Source organism: Burkholderia sp. 9775_39, assembly GCF_015712225.1.
GTDB lineage: Bacteria > Pseudomonadota > Gammaproteobacteria > Burkholderiales > Burkholderiaceae > Burkholderia > Burkholderia cenocepacia.
In genome coordinates, this window is record NZ_JACCQC010000034.1 from 26,998 (window position 1) to 46,074 (window position 19,077).

The window sequence follows — 19,077 nt, forward strand, 5'->3', positions numbered from 1 at the left end:
TAATAGAAAACGCCCGCCACACCGAGTGCGATCATTGTCAGTACAATCCATGTCGCTTTGCTTCGTATCATTTCCCGTCCCCTTCCCGTGTTTCTTTAACATCGGAAGCCGCGCGCATCGTAATCACGGCGGCACGGCCCTGGTGATCGATTTTCACCTTGTCCAGATAGATCGCCGTCACAACAGCCCCTCCATTGAGCCGATCCCCCACATGAATGAGATGCCCATCAATAATGGCGCTGCGCTGACGCTCAGACTGCACAATGGTGGTCAACACATATTGCTCCGTGTCTGTCACGGCTTTCGACAGTGTCGCCGGCAGAGGCACCGGCGCGGTCGGCACTGGTAGTCGGACCGGCGGCGATGTGCTTGCTGCACTTGTTACCAGCTCGTTCAACGCAACGCGCGTTTGCTCGAGCGCCATTCCCTCCGACTCTGCCGGATCGGCTGACGGCCGAGCAGGTTCAGCGGTATAACCGTGATAGGTCAACGTCGTCACCATCGTGGCCGCCAGCAGAACACCGACGAGTGCCAGCGGGATCGCATACGATTGTTGAGACAGCGTCATTTCTTCCCCTGGCCATCTGCCCCAAGCGGCGTCAATCGATAAGAGAAAACCTTCGCAAGCAGATTGCCGTCAACATGGCCGGCAGCCGTTTCCGCCGGCGCTGCGTCCCACCCTTTTACGCGCAGTGCTTCGACAAACCGTGCGAGCCTGTCTACCTGGGCACCGTCACCCTGCGCGGGCAACGCCCCATCCACCACCACAAGCCGTGGCGTATCGCGCAACGCTCGCCCCTCCGGGACTGCCCGGTTCTTCATCGACGCAGGCGTGGTCGTGTAAATACGCAGAATACTCAATCCGCTGACCTGTGCCGCCGCTCCGACCGTCCCAACAATGTGCGCGACATCGAACTTCCTCTGCGCGGCGGCTTGAGCCAATATCTGCTGGGACCAAGCGTCATAACCCGCCGGCACGGCCGTATGAGATCGCATCTGCACCACCTGCGCCTGAATCGCCCGCGCTTGTCCTTGACGACGCTCCGAGACGGTATCGATCTGCCGCGCACGTCCTACCAGCACACCCGAGTAAAGGGTGCATAGCAAAGCCATTACGACCATCGCCCCGCACCATAGGCGCACCCAGTGCTCCAGCGCCCAACTCATGCGCTGACTGAGCGGATTCACACTGTTCAGAAAGTTGCCTGCCCTCAGTAAGCCCGGCAATGAGGAACGTGCCGCTGACGCCGCTCCCAGTGGCTGGCTCGGGGCAACCTCAATCGCCAGAGCACATGCGTCTGAAAACGCCGTGACCGCCGCCGCGTCCTGCGCTGAATCAACTTCTGACTCCCGCTCGCCCGAGTGCGCCAGCACCGTATGCCACGATGCCGTATACCGTTGCGGCAATGACGATACCTTTGACAGCTCCGCTCGTACTCGCTCCCCTAACGCGCGAGCAGCAATAGCCATATCGACGGGTGACTCGCTAAACGATGTCGTCGAACAATGAATCAGGTGCTTATCGGCTCTCGCCAGAAAGCTCAGATGGCGCCCGTTTCGGGCAACGACGGCCTGAGCCGGACGCACGTGCTTCCACAGAACAGTCATCACGGGTACTATCAGGCACACTCGCGGGCGCGCCCGCGTCCACTCCATCAACCGCTGCCACTGCGAAATATCGATCGCTGTATAGATCACCTGATAAGTCGATGCGACCTTTTCAACGGCATGAATCAGCACGCGCGTCTCACCATCGGTCGCTCCTTGCGACATAAGGCGCCGGCTGATTAACACGGGCGCGTGTGCTGCGTTGCCCTCAAGCTCCATCTCGCCGCTCAGCGCCTGCGCACCAAAATCCGACACCACGATCGCCGCGTCCGTGAGCGTGGGGTACGCATCCAGCTCCCCACTGGACTGCTCTTCCAAACGAAACCAAGCGTCGCCAAAGTGTGCAACCCACTCGCTCATCGCGGCTCCAGACGGAAGTACAGCGCTCCAGATAGCGTCACTAGCAACGTTGAATCGGCACTATTGGCCACCGGCGCCTCGAACAAGCTTCCATCGGAACTTTTCATCGACAACTCAAAATCATCCGCACCAAACATGTGAGAAGGTGTTCGGCTAATTTGGGCCAGCATCTCGTTAGCCGTCTCTCTTGTCATCGACACCTGGCGTATATCCATGCGGCGAATCGCCCAGTGGCCAACGCCATACCCCGCTTGCATCGCCTCAGTCATCTGCGTGCGCGCCAGTCGCACCTTCTCAGCCTGGCGCCGAGCATCCGAGAGCGCGTGCTGGGCCGTGTCGCGCAAACGCGTCGCCGCATCTCGTCGTTCATAGGCCGCCTGCAAGCGCTGATGCGAAAACGAGGTGAACACAGTTGCGCCACCCAGCGCAATCAACGCCATCACTGGATAGACGATGTACTCGCGAGCACGCACCATCTTGGCAATGGTCAACCACCGGCGTCGCACACCTGTATCCCGGCTACCAGCATTGATGTCAACAGCCATCACACCTCTACTCGGTTTCGTTTTATTCAGCATTCCAAATTTTTGCTGCCTAGCCACTATTTTTCAAAACACAGTTGCAGCCCTACTGCCCAGCGATCACTGGTTCATTTTGTAATTCGCAACCAGCGCCTGAACCTGTCCTTCCGCGCTATTGCCACCGCCCTGGATCGCCGCGTTATCTGAGCTCCAGTCCTGTGCCTGTGTCGCCTGACTCAGCGCAGCGCCTGCTCCTACTCCGATCGCCCCTTGCGATACCCCCTCTTGCCGGAAACTGCCACTGCTCGCCCCGCTCGATCCATTGATGGCTGCGGCAAGCGAACGTGCAAGATCCGGCGTCAAGCCGGCCACCACCATCACGTTGCCAGCCCCAGAGGATGTCCCAGGCGGGTTCCAGCGGAAGCACACCTGCAACTCCTGCGGGTTGCCATTGCTGTCCAGATAAACATAGCGATCCTCGAACCCCTGACCGCGCCCCTGCGGAAGCTGCACCCCGGCACGCAACATCAGGTCACGCAGATCCCGGCCTTGCGTGGTATCAGCAGTCGTGTTCAAACCCGAGGTCGAAGGCATGTTCTTCGGAGCTCCGCCGTGGCAAATCATCGGAGGCCCCGACACCCCCGTCATGTTTCCACCCGAGGTCGCACCACCGTTGCTAGCCAGATACGCCTGGCCGTTCACCATCAACTGTGGCAGTGCGGGATCGTCACCTACCGGCACACCGGTGCGCTGGACATACGTGTTATAAGCAACCGCCCATTGGTTTACGAACGTCTGCCGGATCTTGACGTACTCGGCGTTACGCTGCGCATCCCGGCCAATCATCACTGCCCCAAGAATCAGGCCAATGATCACCAGTACCACCGTCATTTCCACCAGCGAAAAACCCGCTTGTCGGCGCTTCGCGCCCGCTTGCGGCTGCCGCCCACGCGGCGTACATTTCAGCCTCTGACGCATCCTCATGTCCTCTCTCCTTAGCCCAACACCCCTTGACACTCCGCTTCCGTAATCAGCCGCCTGCGCACGAGATCCCGCAGCGACGCCTCCATCGTCATCATTCCCTGCTCTTGACTGGTCTGGATCGTCGAGTAAATCTGTGCCGTCTTGCCCTCCCGAATGAGATTGCGAATCGCCGGCGTAGAGATCATCACCTCCCATGCCGCCGCGCGCCCCCCACCAATTTTTCGCACCAGTCGCTGGCAAATGACCGCATTCAGCGACTCTGCCAACATCGTACGAACAAGTATCTTCTCTTCAGCTGGAAAAACGTCCACGATCCGGTCCAGAGTACGCGCCGCAGAATTTGTATGCAGCGTTGCCAGCACAAGGTGCCCCGTCTCAGCGGCCGTTAATGCCAGTCGAATCGTCTCAAGATCACGCAGCTCGCCTACAAGGATGCAATCCGGGTCCTCTCGCAAGGCAGCACGCAAAGCATTGGCGAAACTATGCGTGTGGCGATGTAGTTCACGTTGATTAATTATGGATCGACGAGGTGCGTGAATAAATTCAATTGGATCCTCTACAGTGATAATATTATAGCTGAATTCATCATTTAAAAAACTAGTTATAGCGGCGAGTGTTGTCGATTTTCCAGATCCAGTCGCCCCAACAACCAAGACCAGCCCACTCGACCGATTAATAATTTTTCTAAAAACCTCCGGAGCATCAAGCTCATCAAGACTCGGTATATTCCTGGAAATAACGCGGAATACCAAGGCAAGCCCACGCTCCTGCCACAAGACATTAACCCTAAATCTCCCAATTTTCATTAAATCCAGAGAAAAATCACATTCTTTTGTCGACTCAAATACTTCCATTCGATCAGAAGGGATTACGGCACTCAAAAAAGACCGAAGAGTTTCAGCTCGAATTATCGGATAATTGCTAATTACAACATTCCCATCTATGCGTGCCGATGGCGGAACTCCAGTCGACAGATAAATATCAGATGCACCACCCGCTACCGATTCCGCCATGAATTCCTCCAAATTCACCTCGATCTCGCCCATAAAAATATCTACTCCTTCCGAGATGGGATTAAATTAGCGATAGCTTCATAAACGCTGCAGAGCCCGCCGATGAATAATCCTGCACATAAGAGAGAAATCAAGTTTAGGAACACACCACGAGTGTCAGGGCGACTCCACTCTCGATCCGCATCGCGGCTTGGCCGGCAGTCCGCGCTAACGCACTCGACTCAAAAAAACGGACAAGCCGCCTAGCGCCGCGCGATTTGAGGTAAGCAGGCGTTCCGTTTTCTTCACGCGCCGCGGCCTGGGCTGCAGCAATAGCAACTCGGGCAGTAGCCACAGTCGTCGTCCGTGGTCGGCTTGTCCATCCTCTCGACATGGATGGTTGCGATCCCTTGGGCGAAAAGCGCGCCGTGAATGCTACCCGCCCGGCAGGGTCTATATGCGGCAAATTATTCACCAACCTACAGCACCATTCGGTCGTATTTACTTGGCCAAAAAGTATCGCGTCGAAACTCGCGAAACCAGCGGCAAAAACCCTTAATTAATGAATATTTATCTAAATATAGACTGACAATCTGCCAGAACCTTAACCAGTTCCCCTCCCGTCACTGAAGCGCTGGCGACCGAAGTCAGGCAACGGCTGAAAGGCGAACACATGGCGTCTACGCTGAACCGAATCGCCGCTCGGCGTGGCGCTCCGCGGCATCTGTTCGTCGACAACGGCTGCGAATTCTCGGGGCGCCTGCTCGACATGTGGGCAGCCCGAGATCAACCTGATGCGCGGCGCGCTGCTCAGGGCCAAACTGATCTACTGTGACGAGACGACATTCAAGATCCTGAAGGAAAGGGACAGCTGGCCGCAAACGGATAGCTATCCCTGGCCGCAGATGGCCGGATCAGAAACACAGATCCACTGCTTCGCCTATACGCCCGAGCGGGGTGCCAAGCCCGCAACAAACTGTTCACCGGCATCCACGGAGGCGGCGTCCTGATGACGGACGGCTGAACGACGTCGCGCAGCGTTACAAGCTCGAACACTGCGGATTCTGGGCGCATGTGAGACGCTACTTCGTCAAGGCCGAGGACAGTGTGCCGAGGGCCGCTCGCACATCCGATCAATTCGCGTCGTGCTTCATCAAGATTATTGGCAGGCTGTTCGCCGCGCAGACGTGCACCGAATCGTGAGAAGCCGAACGCCTACAGCGTTTGCGACGGCCATATAACGTGTCCGCGTACTAGAAGCGACGCATACGCATGCGATTGAACAATAGCCGAGCGTCGTGCAAAAACTTACTCGTCAAGGGGGTGACTTATCTGCACGAGCAATGGCCGCCATCCTCTGCGGCAAGAACGGCAACTGACCCATCAGCAACAAACTTTGCGAGAACTCAATTCGCCCATTTTGCGTTGGACGCCGCTTGGCCTTGTTCGTCGGCACCGCTCACCGCTCCGAGGCGAGCGCGAACCGTTATTCGCTGGTCAAGACGCGCCACGCGAATCACATTGATCCATACCGCTTTCTCACTTGCGCTCGTCAAATTACTTTTGGGGGCGCTGATGGATCGCATGCGACAAGACGATTTCATCGGGGACTTACAGCAGTGACATCGTCGACAAGCAAAAGCTGGTCAACCAGTTCCAGCTTCAACGGCTTCTGCACGTCTAGTCTCTCTTTATCGATGATGTATTTCCATCGTTCACCGCTTCCAGGAGCACGATAAAACGCCACGATTGCGACGAATTTTGTATCCGCTTGCATAGGCTGTGACAAACTTACCGACGCACCAGGGCTGACCACCGCTGCGGCACTCGCCTGCAAATCCTCAGAAAGAATCGTTCGATCGTCCTTCAATAGATCATTATAGGACACCGCATCGAACATCTTGCGATTTTTTAACTGATACACTCGAACTGCAACCGACGTTGCATGTCCAGCTTCGTCAAGATTCAATGCTTCTCGAGCAGATAGATCGACTTTGAGCACCTTTATTTTCTTGAAGAACACTGCGTGATATGCGTTTGACGACGCGTCCGATACAGACTGCCACGCGCCGCAACCTTGCAGCATCAAAATGCCTACAAGGATTGAAAATGTTACGTGGACTGACATCAGAACTCCTATATTTTTCGCAGTGGCTTTGAGTTTCGGCGACTTCGACATTACCGCTCCGAACCACGTGAAGAGTGAGGCGTCGGCGGCCTTCGACAAGTGCTGCCTCGATTTTTCCGTTAGCATTTGACGTTGGCCGATAGTCAGATGCGTTGATGACGAGCCGAGCAATTTCCAGACATCCATGTAGCAATTCTGGACATCCGTGACGTATTGACCTCTGACATGATGGCCTTACAAGGCGCGTGTCCATGTTTTTTTCGGTTAGACATTTCGTTAAGTTAGGCTTGAATTGGGCTCACATTTCGGGAATGCTTCGTAGACGCCGAGTGCGATGTTGATGAGACGCTCATCATCCGTAGGAAGTACGGTCGTCCAGCCAAGGCGCGGCACCGGTCCCGTGGATGCGAGGCCGATGGCAGGCTGGGGGGCAAAGCGAGACGAAATCTCCATCCGTAGATGAACGTCTGCTTTTATGCCTATGTACAACTGCACGAAGGACGTCAGTTCGCGATGCAGGCCTGCACCGGGCAGGAGATCGTGGGCCTGCTGGGCGTCGGCGGGCCGCAGCGTCACGCGTACCGCTCGGCCACGATAGGGGATTCTCCGGCCGAGCACGTAGCCGCCGCCTAGCCCGCGTCGCGCGCCGTCTTCCGGCGCAGCAGCATGGCCGGTGGACGTCAGCGGCTGCGGCCGTCCGGCGTGCGTGACGACGGGAAAGAATTCATCGACGCGCACGTCGACGCCGGGCACAGCCAGCGCGATGACGCCGGCCAGGCCTTCAGCCGTGCGCGTATGCTGAATCAGCAGACCCAATAGCGCGAGGATACGCGAATCGGGTAGGCCCGCACGTTTCGGCTTGTCGCCCCAGCCGAACCCGGCCAGACACAGCAGGTTGCGCGAATGCGCGTCGACACCACCGGGCCGAAAGTGCTCGGGATAGCGATACTTCTTCCACGCGCGATATAGCAGCGTGACGTACCGGTGATTGAACTGGTCGAGAAACGCCTCGACCACCTCGTGCCCTTCCTCGCGCAGCACGATCTCGTCGATCATGTGCGAAGGAATGGCCGCATCGACGCCGTACAACCCCATGAAAGTCGTGCGCACGGTCGGGGGGGCATCGGGCCGATGGTCGTCGAACTCGATCGACGCGACCTCGCCTGCTGGAAAGCCGGTTCGCGGCCTCGGACGAAAGCGTACCGGCTCGTGCTCGGGGGCGTCCCGCGTACCGAACCCTTGCGCGGTGGAAATGCGCAGCTCGAGCAGTCGGCAAAGCTGCATGAAATTCATCCACGGTGCATGTGCCAACAGCGAGGCAACCAGCGGGTCCAGATTCGGGAAATCGGGCAGCTTCATAGCGGCGCCCGTTCGGTCTTGCTGCGTGGCCATTCAATCCTGGCTTGCGACGGCAGGGTGATAACGGCGAGCTTCGTGAACAGGTTGATGTCGGCGTAGAGCGCGAAGAACCGGTGCAGCAGCTCGCCAAACAGCATCACATCACCCTCCCCGGCGAACGCGTGGCTGTCGAGCGTGACCTCGATCAATACTCCCCGCTCGACCGAGCCGCCGGAAACTTCCTCGAGAAGTTCCTGCGAAACCCGCTGAACGCCGGCGAGCCGTCGACGGTTCAGTTCGTCGTTCGTCCAGTCGTAGAGCGCGAGTGCCCCGCGCAGCACTTCCGCGTTCATCATCGACAGGAAGTTAGGCGCCAGGTGCGACAGCACGCGCCACTGGAACCGGTCTTCCGTCGGTGGGTACAACGGCAGCGTCGGCGAAACGAGATTGCGCACTCCGGCGACATTCTGCGTGCTGGTCGCGAGCTCGTCCAGGCTGGCTTCCCGCAGCCCTTTGCGCGGCAGCAACCCGTTCGTTCCCGTCACGCGCAACGACAGGCTTTCCTCGGGCAACATGTCCATGGCTTCCCACGCATGGCCACCGAGAATCACCCACGTTTCGTGCTGCCCCGACACACCCGGCCGGACACGCGTGTGGAAATACCGCTCCGGCGCTTCGTGACGAAGCATGCCGCCGCGGTGACGGAACGTCGCAAACGGCACGTATTCGTACCGTTCCGCTGTTTCGTGGTCGAACGCCTCTATCGCGTCGACGGAATACGTTTCGACATGCTCGCCTTGATGGCCCGCCGGCACCACCCGATATTCGGCTTCGTGATGGTCGATCTCGATCGGCTCGGCATCCAGCTCGAACAGGTTGATCACGGGCGAACAGAATAGCCGCACGTTTTCCGCGCTGAAGCCTTGGTCCGACGGATACATATGCTTCAGCACGATCTCCAGCTCGAACCGGGTGGCGTTCTCGGGCAGCTTTGTGACGTCCAGTCCGCACAGGTTCACGAACAGGAATTTCTCGCGGAACGTGAAGTACTCAAGCAGCAGTTGATAACCGGAGAAAGCCACATCGGCCTTCGGCCATAGTCGCTCTTCAGAGGAGAAGCCGGCCGGCTTGATGGTGACACCCGCGAGCGGCACGGCCTCGCCATCGCGGACTTCCGGTATACGCCAGTGGATCGTGTCAACCTGGCACGTGAGCGCGAGGTGCATGGCGAACGCAGTGGGCAGGTCCGCGCTAAGGTGCAGGCGCAACTGTGACAGATCCGTTTCCATGCGGCGTGCCGACCCGTCGAGCATGAACCCGAGCCGGATCACCGATCGGCCGTCGTGTCGCACCGTCGGACTCGCGTGCGTGATCGCGACCGGCTGAAGTGCGACGGCCTGCGTCGTCCTGTAGATGCACTGCACCGCCTTCGAAGTCGCACCTTCAGCGCTGGCCGGCACGGCGATCGGTGCGGAACGTACGGACACGCCTGCCGGCACGACTTCGGTTTTCTGCAGCTTATCCGCGAGCGGGATAAGCTCAACGATCGACAGCGACGGAATCATTCGTAGGTAGTGCGGCCACAGCAGGCTGACCAGTCCTTCCGTCAATTCCGGTAGCTCGTCGTCAAGCTTCTGCCGAAGGCGGCCGGTCAGGAACGCGAAGCCTTCGAACAATCGTTCGACGTACGGATCGCGATCGCCGACGCGATCGAGGTTGAGCAGGCGCGCGCGATCAGGATGCGCCTTGGCGAATTCCTTACCGGACTCGCGCAAATAGCGCATTTCCGCTTCGTAGTAGCGCAGGATCGGATCGTCGTTTTCCATCAATTGTTGTCATGAAAGAGTCAGCGCCCGTGCCGGGTCGAGCACGGTCAGTTCCGCCCGTAAATCGCCGATGCGGCGCGCGAGAGTCGGTTTGTCGGCGTCCTTGCGAGCGCTCATCGCTTTTAACGCCCGCACTAGCTGCTGCTTGACTTCGAAGATCAGCGCAGGCTCCCAGCACGTCAATGGCAGCGACCGCGATGACGCGTCGAGCTCGGCCAGCAGTGCAAGGGCCGTATCGGGGCGGCCGGCATGATCGGCCACGCGTGCCATCACGAGCCGTTGCAGGTAACGATGACGGTCGGTCCTCATGCCGGGCAGCGCTTCAAGCCATGCGAACGACACCTCAACGCCTTCGCGCCCGGCCAGATCACGCGCTTGCGCCTCGATTTCCGGCCAGTTGCCAGCGTCGCCTTCACCACCAGCCGACACTGGCAACGGCGCGACGGCCTCACCCGCTTCAAGGTCACGTACGACTGCATGTCGCGCAATCCATTCGAGCGTCGTGTCGTCGGCAAACGGTGTGCCGTCATTGAATGACAACCTCTCGATGCCGGGCAGCCGCCCGAGGAACAATGCGAAGTCCGCACGCAGCAGTTCACTCCACGTGTGATAAGGCGCGCCGACATGATCCAGGGCGACGTGCTGGAAGTACTGCAGGTCGAACCACAGGTGATTCACGCCCTCCATGAACGCCCCTTCGACACGTTCCAGCAGCTCGTGCCACTGCCTCTGCAGGACGAGCCGCTTCATCTGCTGACGCATCTCGCCGCGCGGAGGCACGAGACGCGTACTTGCTGCAGCGTCCGCCGGCGGCACCTCGTGCAGCGTGTCCCAGCGCACGCAGCGCACGAGCCGCACGGATGGCAAGTAACCGTTCTCCTGGTCGCGCAGCCAAGCCGCCATCGAGCGCACCTGATCCAACAGATCGCGAGTCGACGCAATGGTGCCGGACATCGCAGAAGCGGATGGGAGTGTCAATGCGACCGCCTCAACATCCGCGCAGCGGACCGGCTCGCCAGTGCGCTCGAAGCGGGAGACGAGCGGCTGCAGATTCGGGTGGGCGGCTTCTGGCCAAACATCCGCACCCTTGATCAGCACATCGAGCGCGGCGAGTGCGCGCTCGATGTCTGCGGGCGCAAACGCGCCGCGGCTGTCGAGGAGATCGATCACACGCGCGGTGGCGAGCATTTCGAGTGCGCCCTTCTTCGCCTCTGCGCGCTCCGGCAAGACTATTTCCCCAAACCGGTCGACGAGCGCGGCCGCGAGTTCGAGCCCGTCCGCGAAGCCGGCAGGACCGTCTTGACGCAGCCGGGCGATTGCGTAGTAGCCCGCGAGACGCAGATCCTTGCCGGTTTCCTTGAGCAGTTGCTCGCAGGACCTGACGATCAGTCCGTCGTCGATGCCGGAAAGCTTCTGGGTCTCCTCCCGAAGCTCGAAAAACACGTCATCGTACCCGGGATCGCGCCCGACGCCGCCTTCGCCCGCGAGCGGCAGCAACCAGGCATTCCAGGCGTCGAGCCGTGTGCATGCGAGCTGCCCAGCGTCATCGCGCGCAGGAAAAGGGCCTTTGAAGAATCCGCCCAGTTTCATTCGACCTCCGGCAACGTACCAAACGGAAGCGGTACCGCGGCGTGCTTCGCCGCTTCGATCATCGACCGCGGCAGCGGCGGTGGAGTCGGGGCCGACAGCCTCGGCCCCGACTTCGCAGACCCCGTCAGGAAAATCCGTGTCGGCAACGCGAAGTTGCGCAGTTGCAGCACATCCAGCGGGCCGGCACCCGCCTCGCTACGCAGTTGAATCATGAGTGGAATGCCCTGGCTCGCATCGGGCGTCCAGGTCAGCAGATAACGCGCGTTGTCTTGCTGTGACACTTTCGCGCGCTCCATCAACCGGATCAGTCCGAACCGCCCTTGCGAATCGAGCGCCGTACGCAAACCGCCCTGCTGAGTCTGCCATTCGATACGGGACAGGTTTTCGAGCGACTGGTCCGGCCACTCAAATGGTACCCATTCCTGCTTCTGGTTAAAGTAGTGAAGTTCTCGCCCGGACAGTACGAATTTCATGTCGGTCACGCCGGGGGTCGGTATCGCCTGGAGCTCGTATCTGATATGCGCGTCACCGGACGGGAACAACACGGTCGAGATGCGCGTCAGCTTGTTCAGACTATTCAGAAAGGACGGATCGATCGCTAGCACACCGTGATCCGCCCCTTGCACGGCCACCCACCGGTCGCCTTGCCGTTCAACGACGCCGGCAAGCTGGGTCGCGACGAACTGAGCGATCACGCCGTTGTCGGGCCGCATGAAGCGCGCCATTTCAGGCAGCGACGCGTCGTTGTCCGAATCCGCAAATGGGTAGCGCCCGCCGAATGTTTTGTTCCAGTCGGCCACGATCGCCGTACGCCAAATCTCGTTCAGACTCGACGCAGCAGGTTGTACAACGACTTGCCAGGACTGATCGAACGGCGCCCGAAGAAGCTCGCCGAAACCCGACCACTGCTCGCCCAGGCTCGCAGCCACGCGGCTCGCGTAGTCGCGGCTGTCCGAAATATCGGACGTTTTGCCCTGCAGCACCGACTGGGCCGCCAGCCGCGCGATCGCATCCGGATCGGCACCGGAGACGATCTGCGATGCCTTCAGACGCATTACAGTGATCCGTTCGAGATAGCGCGCGAGGCTGAGGTCTCCCGGCGCAGCCAGTTGCGCAGCTGCCTTGCTGTTGCCTGAGGTGCCGGACACCAAATTGCTGCCGGTCAGGCGCAGGATCGGGCCAAAGGTGGCACCAAGCGGCGCAAGCTGTGGCTGAACCTGCTTCGACGGATCCTGCTCCGTTGCGCCGACTAACTGGTGAGCCTTGCTAACCAGACTGTCGGACAGCGACTGCGCGTTTGCGCCAGCGCCCGCCTGGTAGACGACCGCGTTCATCAACGCGACAAGCGGCGAGCGCTGCGGATCTCCCAGCAGTGTCAATTGGTCGGCCGTAGCAGACAACGTCGGCGCTGGTTGCCAGCGCAGGCTGTTGAGGAACAGTTCCCACGCGCGTGCGTAATCGTCAAAGTAGCGCTGGCGCAATTCCGCCTTCAGTGTCGACGGTGTCCGATTGCTGCTCGTGGCATCCGATAGCACCCAGTCACCGGAGAGGTCGCGCTGCACGCTGGCATCGTCGATCGCCTTCGAAATGCGCTCTTCCCATGCCGCGCGTGTGAAGACACCCGGCAAGGTTGCTGTCGTGCCGAACAAACCGCGACTCGTCGTGTCGCCGAGCAGCGCGGCAAGGGTAGTTGGCGGATACTTCGGCGTCGCTTCGTCGATGATCTGCTGGTAGAGGGCATCCCGTGAATTCTGGATGCCTCGCACGCCTATTACCGTCTGGCGGGCGGATGCAATCAGGTTTCCGTCGGGCACGATCGAGAGCGCGGACGTATTCGATGCGGCGTCACGGCCGAGATGTGTTGCAAAGAATGCAATCGCGTGGAACCGCAAATCTTCCCAGGCGCCCGACGACAAAGACGAGTTGGCGGGTCGGGTAGGCGCGCGCACCGCGGCAAGTTGCGGTATCAAGAACGCAGCGGCAGCCCGCTGAGGTTTCGCGAGCATCAAATAGGCTTTGAGCGTGTCGTAGGCCGCTTGAATCTGTACATTTCCACCACTGGCAATCTGAGCGTCGGACAGGGATGCGAGTTGACGCAGGCGTTCCTCGAGCTTCTGGCGGATCGGCCCGACGAGGATGCGGCTTGCAGCATCGGTGTAGTATGGCCAGAGCGCATCAAGTAGCGCCACGTCGCGGTTCAGGCCGAATCGCGACGCCCATGGTGCACCTTCGCGCTGGTGGACTTCGACCGTACCGATCTGCCGGCCCAGGCTAGTCAGGCTCTGCAAGGCTCGTGTGTCGTCCCGCATGCCGGAGAGATTCGTGACCGTGTCCGCCGCGTTCTGGATCGTTGCGCGATTGACGAATCCGGACAGCATCGTGCCGGCGAGCCAGCAGCCGATGAGCGCCGTCGTGAACCATGCAATCACGGTGGAAAACGAGAAGCCTACCCGGCGGCCACGAATCGTGCGGCAGTGTGCGGCGACGGCCTGCCAGATAAATCTATGCTGGAAGTGGCCTGGCGGAGCCTCACCAATCTCATCGGTTGCCAGCAACGGCATCTCCCGCTCCTTGAACACCGGCGCAAACAACAAGCCTTGGACGGCATGTGGCCAGACACCGGATCGAACCGTTTGCATCACCAACCTCGTCAGTCCAGTCCGCAGTGTGGAAATATGCTCGGACAGTTCAGCGGGATAGCGATCGCGCGGATTTTTGGCCAAGCGTATGACACCTGCGTCTGCTAAATTGTGTGAGAGGTTTTGCAAGGAGGCATCGACTTCGTCGGCGGTCACCCGCGAATTTGCCCAAGTGAAGCCAATGGCTTCGTCTTGTCCTGGCGACTCCCTTCCGAAATCCGTCACATTAAGCAAATAGACCGGCGCGCACCAACGCAGCACACGTGCGTGACGCCCGAGTCGCCGCGAGTGACCGTCAGCGTCGAACAGTGCATTGGCCGAATCGCAGCTACGCGTCACGGCGATGAGGGCATCGATCGGCCGACGACGGCGCATGCGACGGATCTTGTCGAGCCAGTCAACATCAAGTTCATTATTCATTTGCGTCGCGTACAGCAGCACGATATCGCCAGCGATCGCGTAGCCGCTGGCAACAAGATCCGGTGCTACGCGTCGGACGATCGATTCGTCTCCTGCGACCATCACCCACCGCTCACGATAACGCCAGCGCAAACCGTGTCGGCCGCGAAGGTCACCGACTAATGCAGAAGCGCGAAAGTCCACAAACGAATCGTCAGGATCGTGTCGTTCGATTAACGAGCCGGTTTGCTTCTCTACCCAGTGCTGAATACGTCGCGCCGCTGCTGCCGGGCGAGACGATGCATCAAAACTCACGCACAGAAGCAGAACGGTGAAAGCAACGCAAAGCGCGACGATCCACCCTGCCCGCTGCTCGACTGAGTGTAGACCCAGCCAACCGTCACCTTTGAACCAAATCAGAAGTCCGGGGAGGACAACCAATATAGCGGCACTAATAATATCAATCCGAAATTTGCGATGCATATGGAACTAAATTTATTAGAGTTCGCCTGCAACAGGCAGATCAAACATTGATCTCCCAAGCAATGCAGACACTACTCCCATGGTTATGGCGCACCCGTTCAGCATTAAAAAGAGACATATAAAATACCGATGACCTATCGTAACAATTAATTTAATTTTCTGTTACTCTTATAAATTAACATCACGAAATAAAACGACTCTTGCCCTTCTCCTTCACCACGCATCATCACCACGTACAACGGCAAAACACGGACCGTGACTGTTGACCGCGACAACAAGCTGGGCCGCTCCATCTTGAGCGACTGCCTTGGCCGCGCATACAACGCCAAGCCACCCCCCGACTCCGTCTGATTGACCAACCATGCAATCAATGCTCATCTGCTTCGCCTCGATGCCAGCTTTGACAAGAGCGGTCGCCACCGAGTTGTCCGTGACCAACTCAAGGCCATATTTCCAGATGCGGCTGATATCATCGGGATCGGTACGCCCCCAACGCAGTGCGCGTGCTAGTGCGACACCGACAGCGCCTTCTTCTGTCTCATTTGGACGATGTAATTTAGCAACCGGTTCTATTTTTAACCTGTCCTGCACATGTTCTGGCACAACCAGAAGGGCAACACCAGCTTCCGCGCTTCCGTTTGGAGCAAGCACCCGTATAACCTCGTTCAGCCGGAGCAATACAAGCAGACGCGCTTTGTGCTCGCGGTGCTGGTTGATTTGATCAAGCCATGTGTCAAAGGTCATTAAGTCTGGAGCTTCTGATAACGTTTCAGTCGTTCGCGGCGAAAGCCCGGCTTCTCTCCATTGCTTGTTCCATGAATCCAACGCTTCATCCTCAGCCACCGCGCCTGGCAACACCAATTGAATCACTAGCTCCAAGTCCGACGGCAACGAACGGACCGAATCAGCAATATCCGCAATCAATGCCCTGAACACCCACTCGCGGATGCATTGCTGTCGCTCACTATCAGTCTCGAATCTTCTTTTCCCGTCAGCACCAGGCGGCTCATCAAACCAGCGAGCCCTTACCGGTGGCGCATCGGGCATCGGAGCCGATCGCGCCTCCAGAATAGTTGAGCCTTCCCACAATTTCTCAAACATGTCGTCATTAGGATCGCTTGCAAACCTGTATGTAGCAGCAATTAATACAAGCGGACGGCTGGCCTCGGCGAACACATCACTCACAAATTTCTCTCGTGCGTTGTTCCAAGCGATCGCATCAAGCCGGCGACTCTCGAATACGCTGTAGCGTCGCAATACAAAAAATGCTGCAACGCTAGTGGGATATAGGGTAATGCTCATCCAAAATAAAATGGATCGCGTTGCCTCACCTTGTGGCCAAAGAAGCAGAATTACGAAAGCACACAAAATCGCGATGACGAAAAATACGAAAATCCAAATCAAGCCCGAAGGGGGATTATGTGGCTCGGGCTCCTCGGGAGGCAGCGCACGAAAATCAACGGGCACATTACCCCCTTCAGAATCCGTTCGGACGTGAACGAACTGTTCGAGAGATCAAATCCCACAGCTCGACCGCTTCACCTTCCGTCAGAGAGGCATGCATCACTTGCTTACCCTCGGAAAACAGAAAAGTACGAATACCGTTGTCCATCTCGAATGTCAGAAGAGGTGCGGTGGGAGAATTGATCGCTGCGTTTGCTTCGAGAAAAAAATTATGTCCATTGATAGGGGGAGCAAACGGACCTTCCACGAGAACTTCATCCGCATCCATGCCGTTCAGTCGAACAGAGCCACTGCGGATCACACGACCGCCAGCCGACTGTACATACGCTCGCATCTTCGGCAAACGGGCCACCATCGATTCATTATCAACATCAGGCTCATCACTGTGAGTTCCGAAAGTGAACATCACGTCCGGCATGCTTTGTACCGCGAAAGACTCTTCGACCGCCTCATCATAGCGCGCTTTGCCTGGAAGAAACCCGCCGACGAAACACAGGCCCGGCTCAGCTGGAATAAAATCATCAGCGCGCCCCTGAACCATCTTTAAAGTATCAAAAATTAAATCTTTCTTATATGGAACATCATACTGATCCTGTGCCGGCATATTTTTTACAGATGGGTAATCTTTGATGGAGGAATTCAAAAAATCTGTCGCCCCGGTAGAAATTTTAATTCTGTATCCACGATCCCACTTGTATGCCTCTACTACCTTGGACGGTGAATCTTTGGTTAAACTAGAATCAGTTGTTATGAAAAAATATCCACCTTTCACATAGGCAACCTCACCAGATTCATAAACATAAGGATGTGCGCTAGTAGGGACCCCATCTCCATACTTGTGACGCGCCTTGATGAGATCTTTCATAGCCTCATCATAGACATTCAGCGTCATAGGTGATGCCTCAATTTGCACGCCCCGAAATCGTACGGAACCCCGGGCGACTGCCGCTGACGGAAGGTCCACCAAATATCGACCTACACATCGTGCCTTTAGATTATCCATCAATTTATTTAACACCGCCCCTTTCTCCAACTTATCATCACCCTTCTCGCACCCATCAAGAATCAAAATAAAAGCAGCTACGCAAATTATCCGCCAGCACATTCTCATTATCAGAAAACTCACTCTGGATACGCTAAGGCAGTATCCTTGACTTTTTGCAGTATTTTAACAATTCCCCAAAGACAGAATTGCTGCGGTTGCGTCACCTCTTTCATTACATCAAACGCGCCCGCATGTTCAACATTTTTAAACGCCGCAAGTGCACGTACGTATGGCCGTGGAGCCAACCCCGAAACGGCTGGTACGGTGCCGTCTCCGTTGTCAGAGGCTGGCTGGATTTTGAATTTCCGATAGTCAGATGCCTCCCCTAGTTTGGCATCTTCGATCACGACTTCGCCGACAGCGTCATCCTTGTGTGCCGGTTTATTAAGAAGATGGCCGCAAGACGGAATATGACCACCGAGGCAATTGACTTGCTTCCAGACTACATCACCCCATGTTTTCAATCTTTTGGAATCATCATTCCCACAAAATACATATGTGTTTGGATGATATTTTTTCGCGATCAAAGCGTGAAAGTACAAAACATCCCTATTGATAGTCGCGGCAAATTTCTTCCACTCCTTATCACGAAGCTTACGATCCTCGACATTCAACATATCTTCGTTGATCAAGCTCCACCATTTCCCCCGGTTCGTATATATTTCAAAATATGGGTCCACCTGAGGAAGGCTTACCAATTTATCGCCAGAGCGAATTTTGAGCCACCCCATCTTATAGTCCATGCTTGGGAGCAGCTGTAACGCGCCTGGTGATTGTGCGAACAACGGGGCAACCTCGATAGCGGTAGCGCCTAATACCCGGCTGATTGCCCTTTCAAAGATCCAGTCCTTGATGGAAGATGTCGATGGTGGTTGATTTCCGCCTCTCACGTGCTGATATGCCGTTCCCGCACCAGTCGCTGGCATTACGCCATGAACAATTCCGAGAATTTTATTTTGCCCACCTTTTATTACCTCAGAACAATATCGCGCAACCAAGCCGCCCATAGAATGAGTAACAATAATAACTTTTTCGCACTTCCATCGATATTTATCTCGATAGTAATTAACATATTTATCTATTTCTTCTGATAAATGTTGCGCTGATTTTGCATTTGATTGAAGCCAATTATATCCTACGGCATGCACCGGCATTTGATATCGGTGCGAGAGACTTACTTCATCGTAAGCGAGTGGGTTCAAGCCGGCAGAGATAAATTCACCAATCAGTTGCTTCCTCAATCCATTTTTTCCGTAGCCCGTTTCTTCTGAACAATCATTCAACGCACCTTCAAGCCAAGCGAGAAATTTGCCGTAATACATGTTGGAGACGGTTGTCCAACCCCGTCGCCGCTTCTCTTCGTCTGGCAGGTTTGTTCCATCAGGAACCTTTCCTTGAGCAGATACAACCACTCTACTCGGATCGAGAATTCGCTTTCGCGTGGCGGCCCCTCTGAGCATCCATGAAACTAACGAATTTGATTTGCTGACATCCCAAACAATTTTTCCACTAAAGTCCTCTAAATTGCTCCCCATTACCCCCGGAACAAAAATCACGGGAATCACTCGATTTGGAACAATGTGGCAAACCGCAACGCTGCTGTCTGCTGGCGACATCACGGACGCATAATGGATCGAGCCGTCTTCGGCCACCTTTGGAGGTATGATGCGCTCGACTGTAGTCATTCAATCAACTCCACA

14 protein-coding genes and 1 pseudogene are annotated in these 19,077 nt (G+C 57.0%); 2 read left to right on the forward strand and 13 right to left on the reverse strand.

Annotation, left to right across the window (positions count from 1 at the left end):
- Nucleotides 1-67: 67 nt before the first annotated feature.
- The 5 genes from H0X90_RS31080 to H0X90_RS31100 form a co-directional block, all read right to left on the reverse strand.
- Nucleotides 68-568 (reverse strand): hypothetical protein, encoded by a 501-nt coding sequence (locus H0X90_RS31080; RefSeq protein WP_196438341.1) that lies wholly within the window; start codon nt 566-568, stop codon nt 68-70.
- Nucleotides 565-1,968 carry a hypothetical protein gene (locus H0X90_RS31085; RefSeq protein ID WP_196438342.1) on the reverse strand — a complete coding sequence of 468 codons (1,404 nt, stop codon included), beginning with the start codon at nt 1,966-1,968 and terminating at the stop codon, nt 565-567. Before H0X90_RS31085 ends, H0X90_RS31080 begins: the two co-directional genes overlap by 4 nt.
- Nucleotides 1,965-2,513, reverse strand: coding sequence for a hypothetical protein (locus H0X90_RS31090; RefSeq protein ID WP_196438343.1), 549 nt, complete (start codon nt 2,511-2,513; stop codon nt 1,965-1,967). Before H0X90_RS31090 ends, H0X90_RS31085 begins: the two co-directional genes overlap by 4 nt.
- 96 nt (nt 2,514-2,609) lie before the next feature.
- Nucleotides 2,610-3,467, reverse strand: a complete 858-nt coding sequence (locus tag H0X90_RS31095; protein ID WP_196438371.1) for a type II secretion system protein — start codon at nt 3,465-3,467, stop codon at nt 2,610-2,612.
- 17 nt (nt 3,468-3,484) lie between these two features.
- Nucleotides 3,485-4,504: a type IV pilus twitching motility protein PilT gene (locus tag H0X90_RS31100; RefSeq protein ID WP_196438372.1), complete on the reverse strand. Its 1,020-nt coding sequence runs from the start codon at nt 4,502-4,504 to the stop codon at nt 3,485-3,487.
- Nucleotides 4,505-5,093: 589 nt separating this feature from the next.
- On the opposite strand from H0X90_RS31100, the pseudogene H0X90_RS35875 reads away from it, so the two are divergent.
- Nucleotides 5,094-5,243: pseudogene (locus H0X90_RS35875) on the forward strand (IS3 family transposase); the annotation flags it as partial.
- Entirely contained in the window at nt 5,173-5,475 is a 303-nt protein-coding gene (locus H0X90_RS31105; protein ID WP_196438344.1) for a transposase, read from the forward strand. The pseudogene H0X90_RS35875 and the gene H0X90_RS31105, both read left to right, overlap by 71 nt.
- A 590-nt stretch (nt 5,476-6,065) precedes the next feature.
- On the opposite strand, the gene tssJ is transcribed toward H0X90_RS31105, so the two are convergent.
- The 8 genes from tssJ to H0X90_RS31145 all read right to left on the reverse strand — a co-directional run bounded on the left by tssJ (nt 6,066) and on the right by H0X90_RS31145 (nt 19,062).
- Entirely contained in the window at nt 6,066-6,593 is a 528-nt protein-coding gene (tssJ, locus tag H0X90_RS31110; RefSeq protein ID WP_196438373.1) for a type VI secretion system lipoprotein TssJ, read from the reverse strand.
- 276 nt (nt 6,594-6,869) lie between these two features.
- Nucleotides 6,870-7,952, reverse strand: coding sequence for a type VI secretion system baseplate subunit TssG (gene tssG, locus H0X90_RS31115; RefSeq protein WP_196438345.1), 1,083 nt, complete (start codon nt 7,950-7,952; stop codon nt 6,870-6,872).
- Entirely contained in the window at nt 7,949-9,757 is a 1,809-nt protein-coding gene (gene tssF / locus H0X90_RS31120; protein WP_196438346.1) for a type VI secretion system baseplate subunit TssF, read from the reverse strand. The genes tssG and tssF overlap by 4 nt, the downstream gene beginning before the upstream one ends.
- Before the next feature lie 9 nt (nt 9,758-9,766).
- Nucleotides 9,767-11,347, reverse strand: coding sequence for a type VI secretion system protein TssA (gene tssA, locus H0X90_RS31125; protein WP_196438347.1), 1,581 nt, complete (start codon nt 11,345-11,347; stop codon nt 9,767-9,769).
- Complete coding sequence (locus tag H0X90_RS31130) at nt 11,344-14,868, reverse strand: ImcF-related family protein (RefSeq protein ID WP_196438348.1); 3,525 nt, start codon at nt 14,866-14,868, stop codon at nt 11,344-11,346. Before H0X90_RS31130 ends, tssA begins: the two co-directional genes overlap by 4 nt.
- A 213-nt stretch (nt 14,869-15,081) precedes the next feature.
- Complete coding sequence (locus tag H0X90_RS31135; RefSeq protein ID WP_196438349.1) at nt 15,082-16,335, reverse strand: hypothetical protein; 1,254 nt, start codon at nt 16,333-16,335, stop codon at nt 15,082-15,084.
- Between the two features lie 10 nt (nt 16,336-16,345).
- The gene (locus H0X90_RS31140) at nt 16,346-17,443 is read right to left on the reverse strand and encodes a T6SS immunity protein Tli4 family protein (protein WP_330165468.1); all 1,098 of its coding nucleotides are present in this window, start codon (nt 17,441-17,443) and stop codon (nt 16,346-16,348) included.
- An 11-nt stretch (nt 17,444-17,454) separates the two neighbouring features.
- Nucleotides 17,455-19,062 (reverse strand): triacylglycerol lipase, encoded by a 1,608-nt coding sequence (locus tag H0X90_RS31145; RefSeq protein ID WP_196438351.1) that lies wholly within the window; start codon nt 19,060-19,062, stop codon nt 17,455-17,457.
- Between the last annotated feature and the right edge of the window lie 15 nt (nt 19,063-19,077).

Excerpts from the sequence above, each read along its gene's own strand:
- tssJ (WP_196438373.1), bottom strand. The coding sequence starts at position 6,593 with ATGTCAGTCCACGTAACATTTTCAATCCTTGTAGGCATTTTGATGCTG.
- H0X90_RS31095 (WP_196438371.1), bottom strand. The coding sequence starts at position 3,467 with ATGCGTCAGAGGCTGAAATGTACGCCGCGTGGGCGGCAGCCGCAAGCG.
- H0X90_RS31080 (WP_196438341.1), bottom strand. The coding sequence starts at position 568 with ATGACGCTGTCTCAACAATCGTATGCGATCCCGCTGGCACTCGTCGGT.
- H0X90_RS31090 (WP_196438343.1), bottom strand. The coding sequence starts at position 2,513 with ATGGCTGTTGACATCAATGCTGGTAGCCGGGATACAGGTGTGCGACGC.
- tssF (WP_196438346.1), bottom strand. The coding sequence starts at position 9,757 with ATGGAAAACGACGATCCGATCCTGCGCTACTACGAAGCGGAAATGCGC.
- H0X90_RS31130 (WP_196438348.1), bottom strand. The coding sequence starts at position 14,868 with ATGCATCGCAAATTTCGGATTGATATTATTAGTGCCGCTATATTGGTT.
- H0X90_RS31140 (WP_330165468.1), bottom strand. The coding sequence starts at position 17,443 with ATGAGAATGTGCTGGCGGATAATTTGCGTAGCTGCTTTTATTTTGATT.
- H0X90_RS31145 (WP_196438351.1), bottom strand. The coding sequence starts at position 19,062 with ATGACTACAGTCGAGCGCATCATACCTCCAAAGGTGGCCGAAGACGGC.
- tssA (WP_196438347.1), bottom strand. The coding sequence starts at position 11,347 with ATGAAACTGGGCGGATTCTTCAAAGGCCCTTTTCCTGCGCGCGATGAC.
- H0X90_RS31085 (WP_196438342.1), bottom strand. The coding sequence starts at position 1,968 with ATGAGCGAGTGGGTTGCACACTTTGGCGACGCTTGGTTTCGTTTGGAA.
- tssG (WP_196438345.1), bottom strand. The coding sequence starts at position 7,952 with ATGAAGCTGCCCGATTTCCCGAATCTGGACCCGCTGGTTGCCTCGCTG.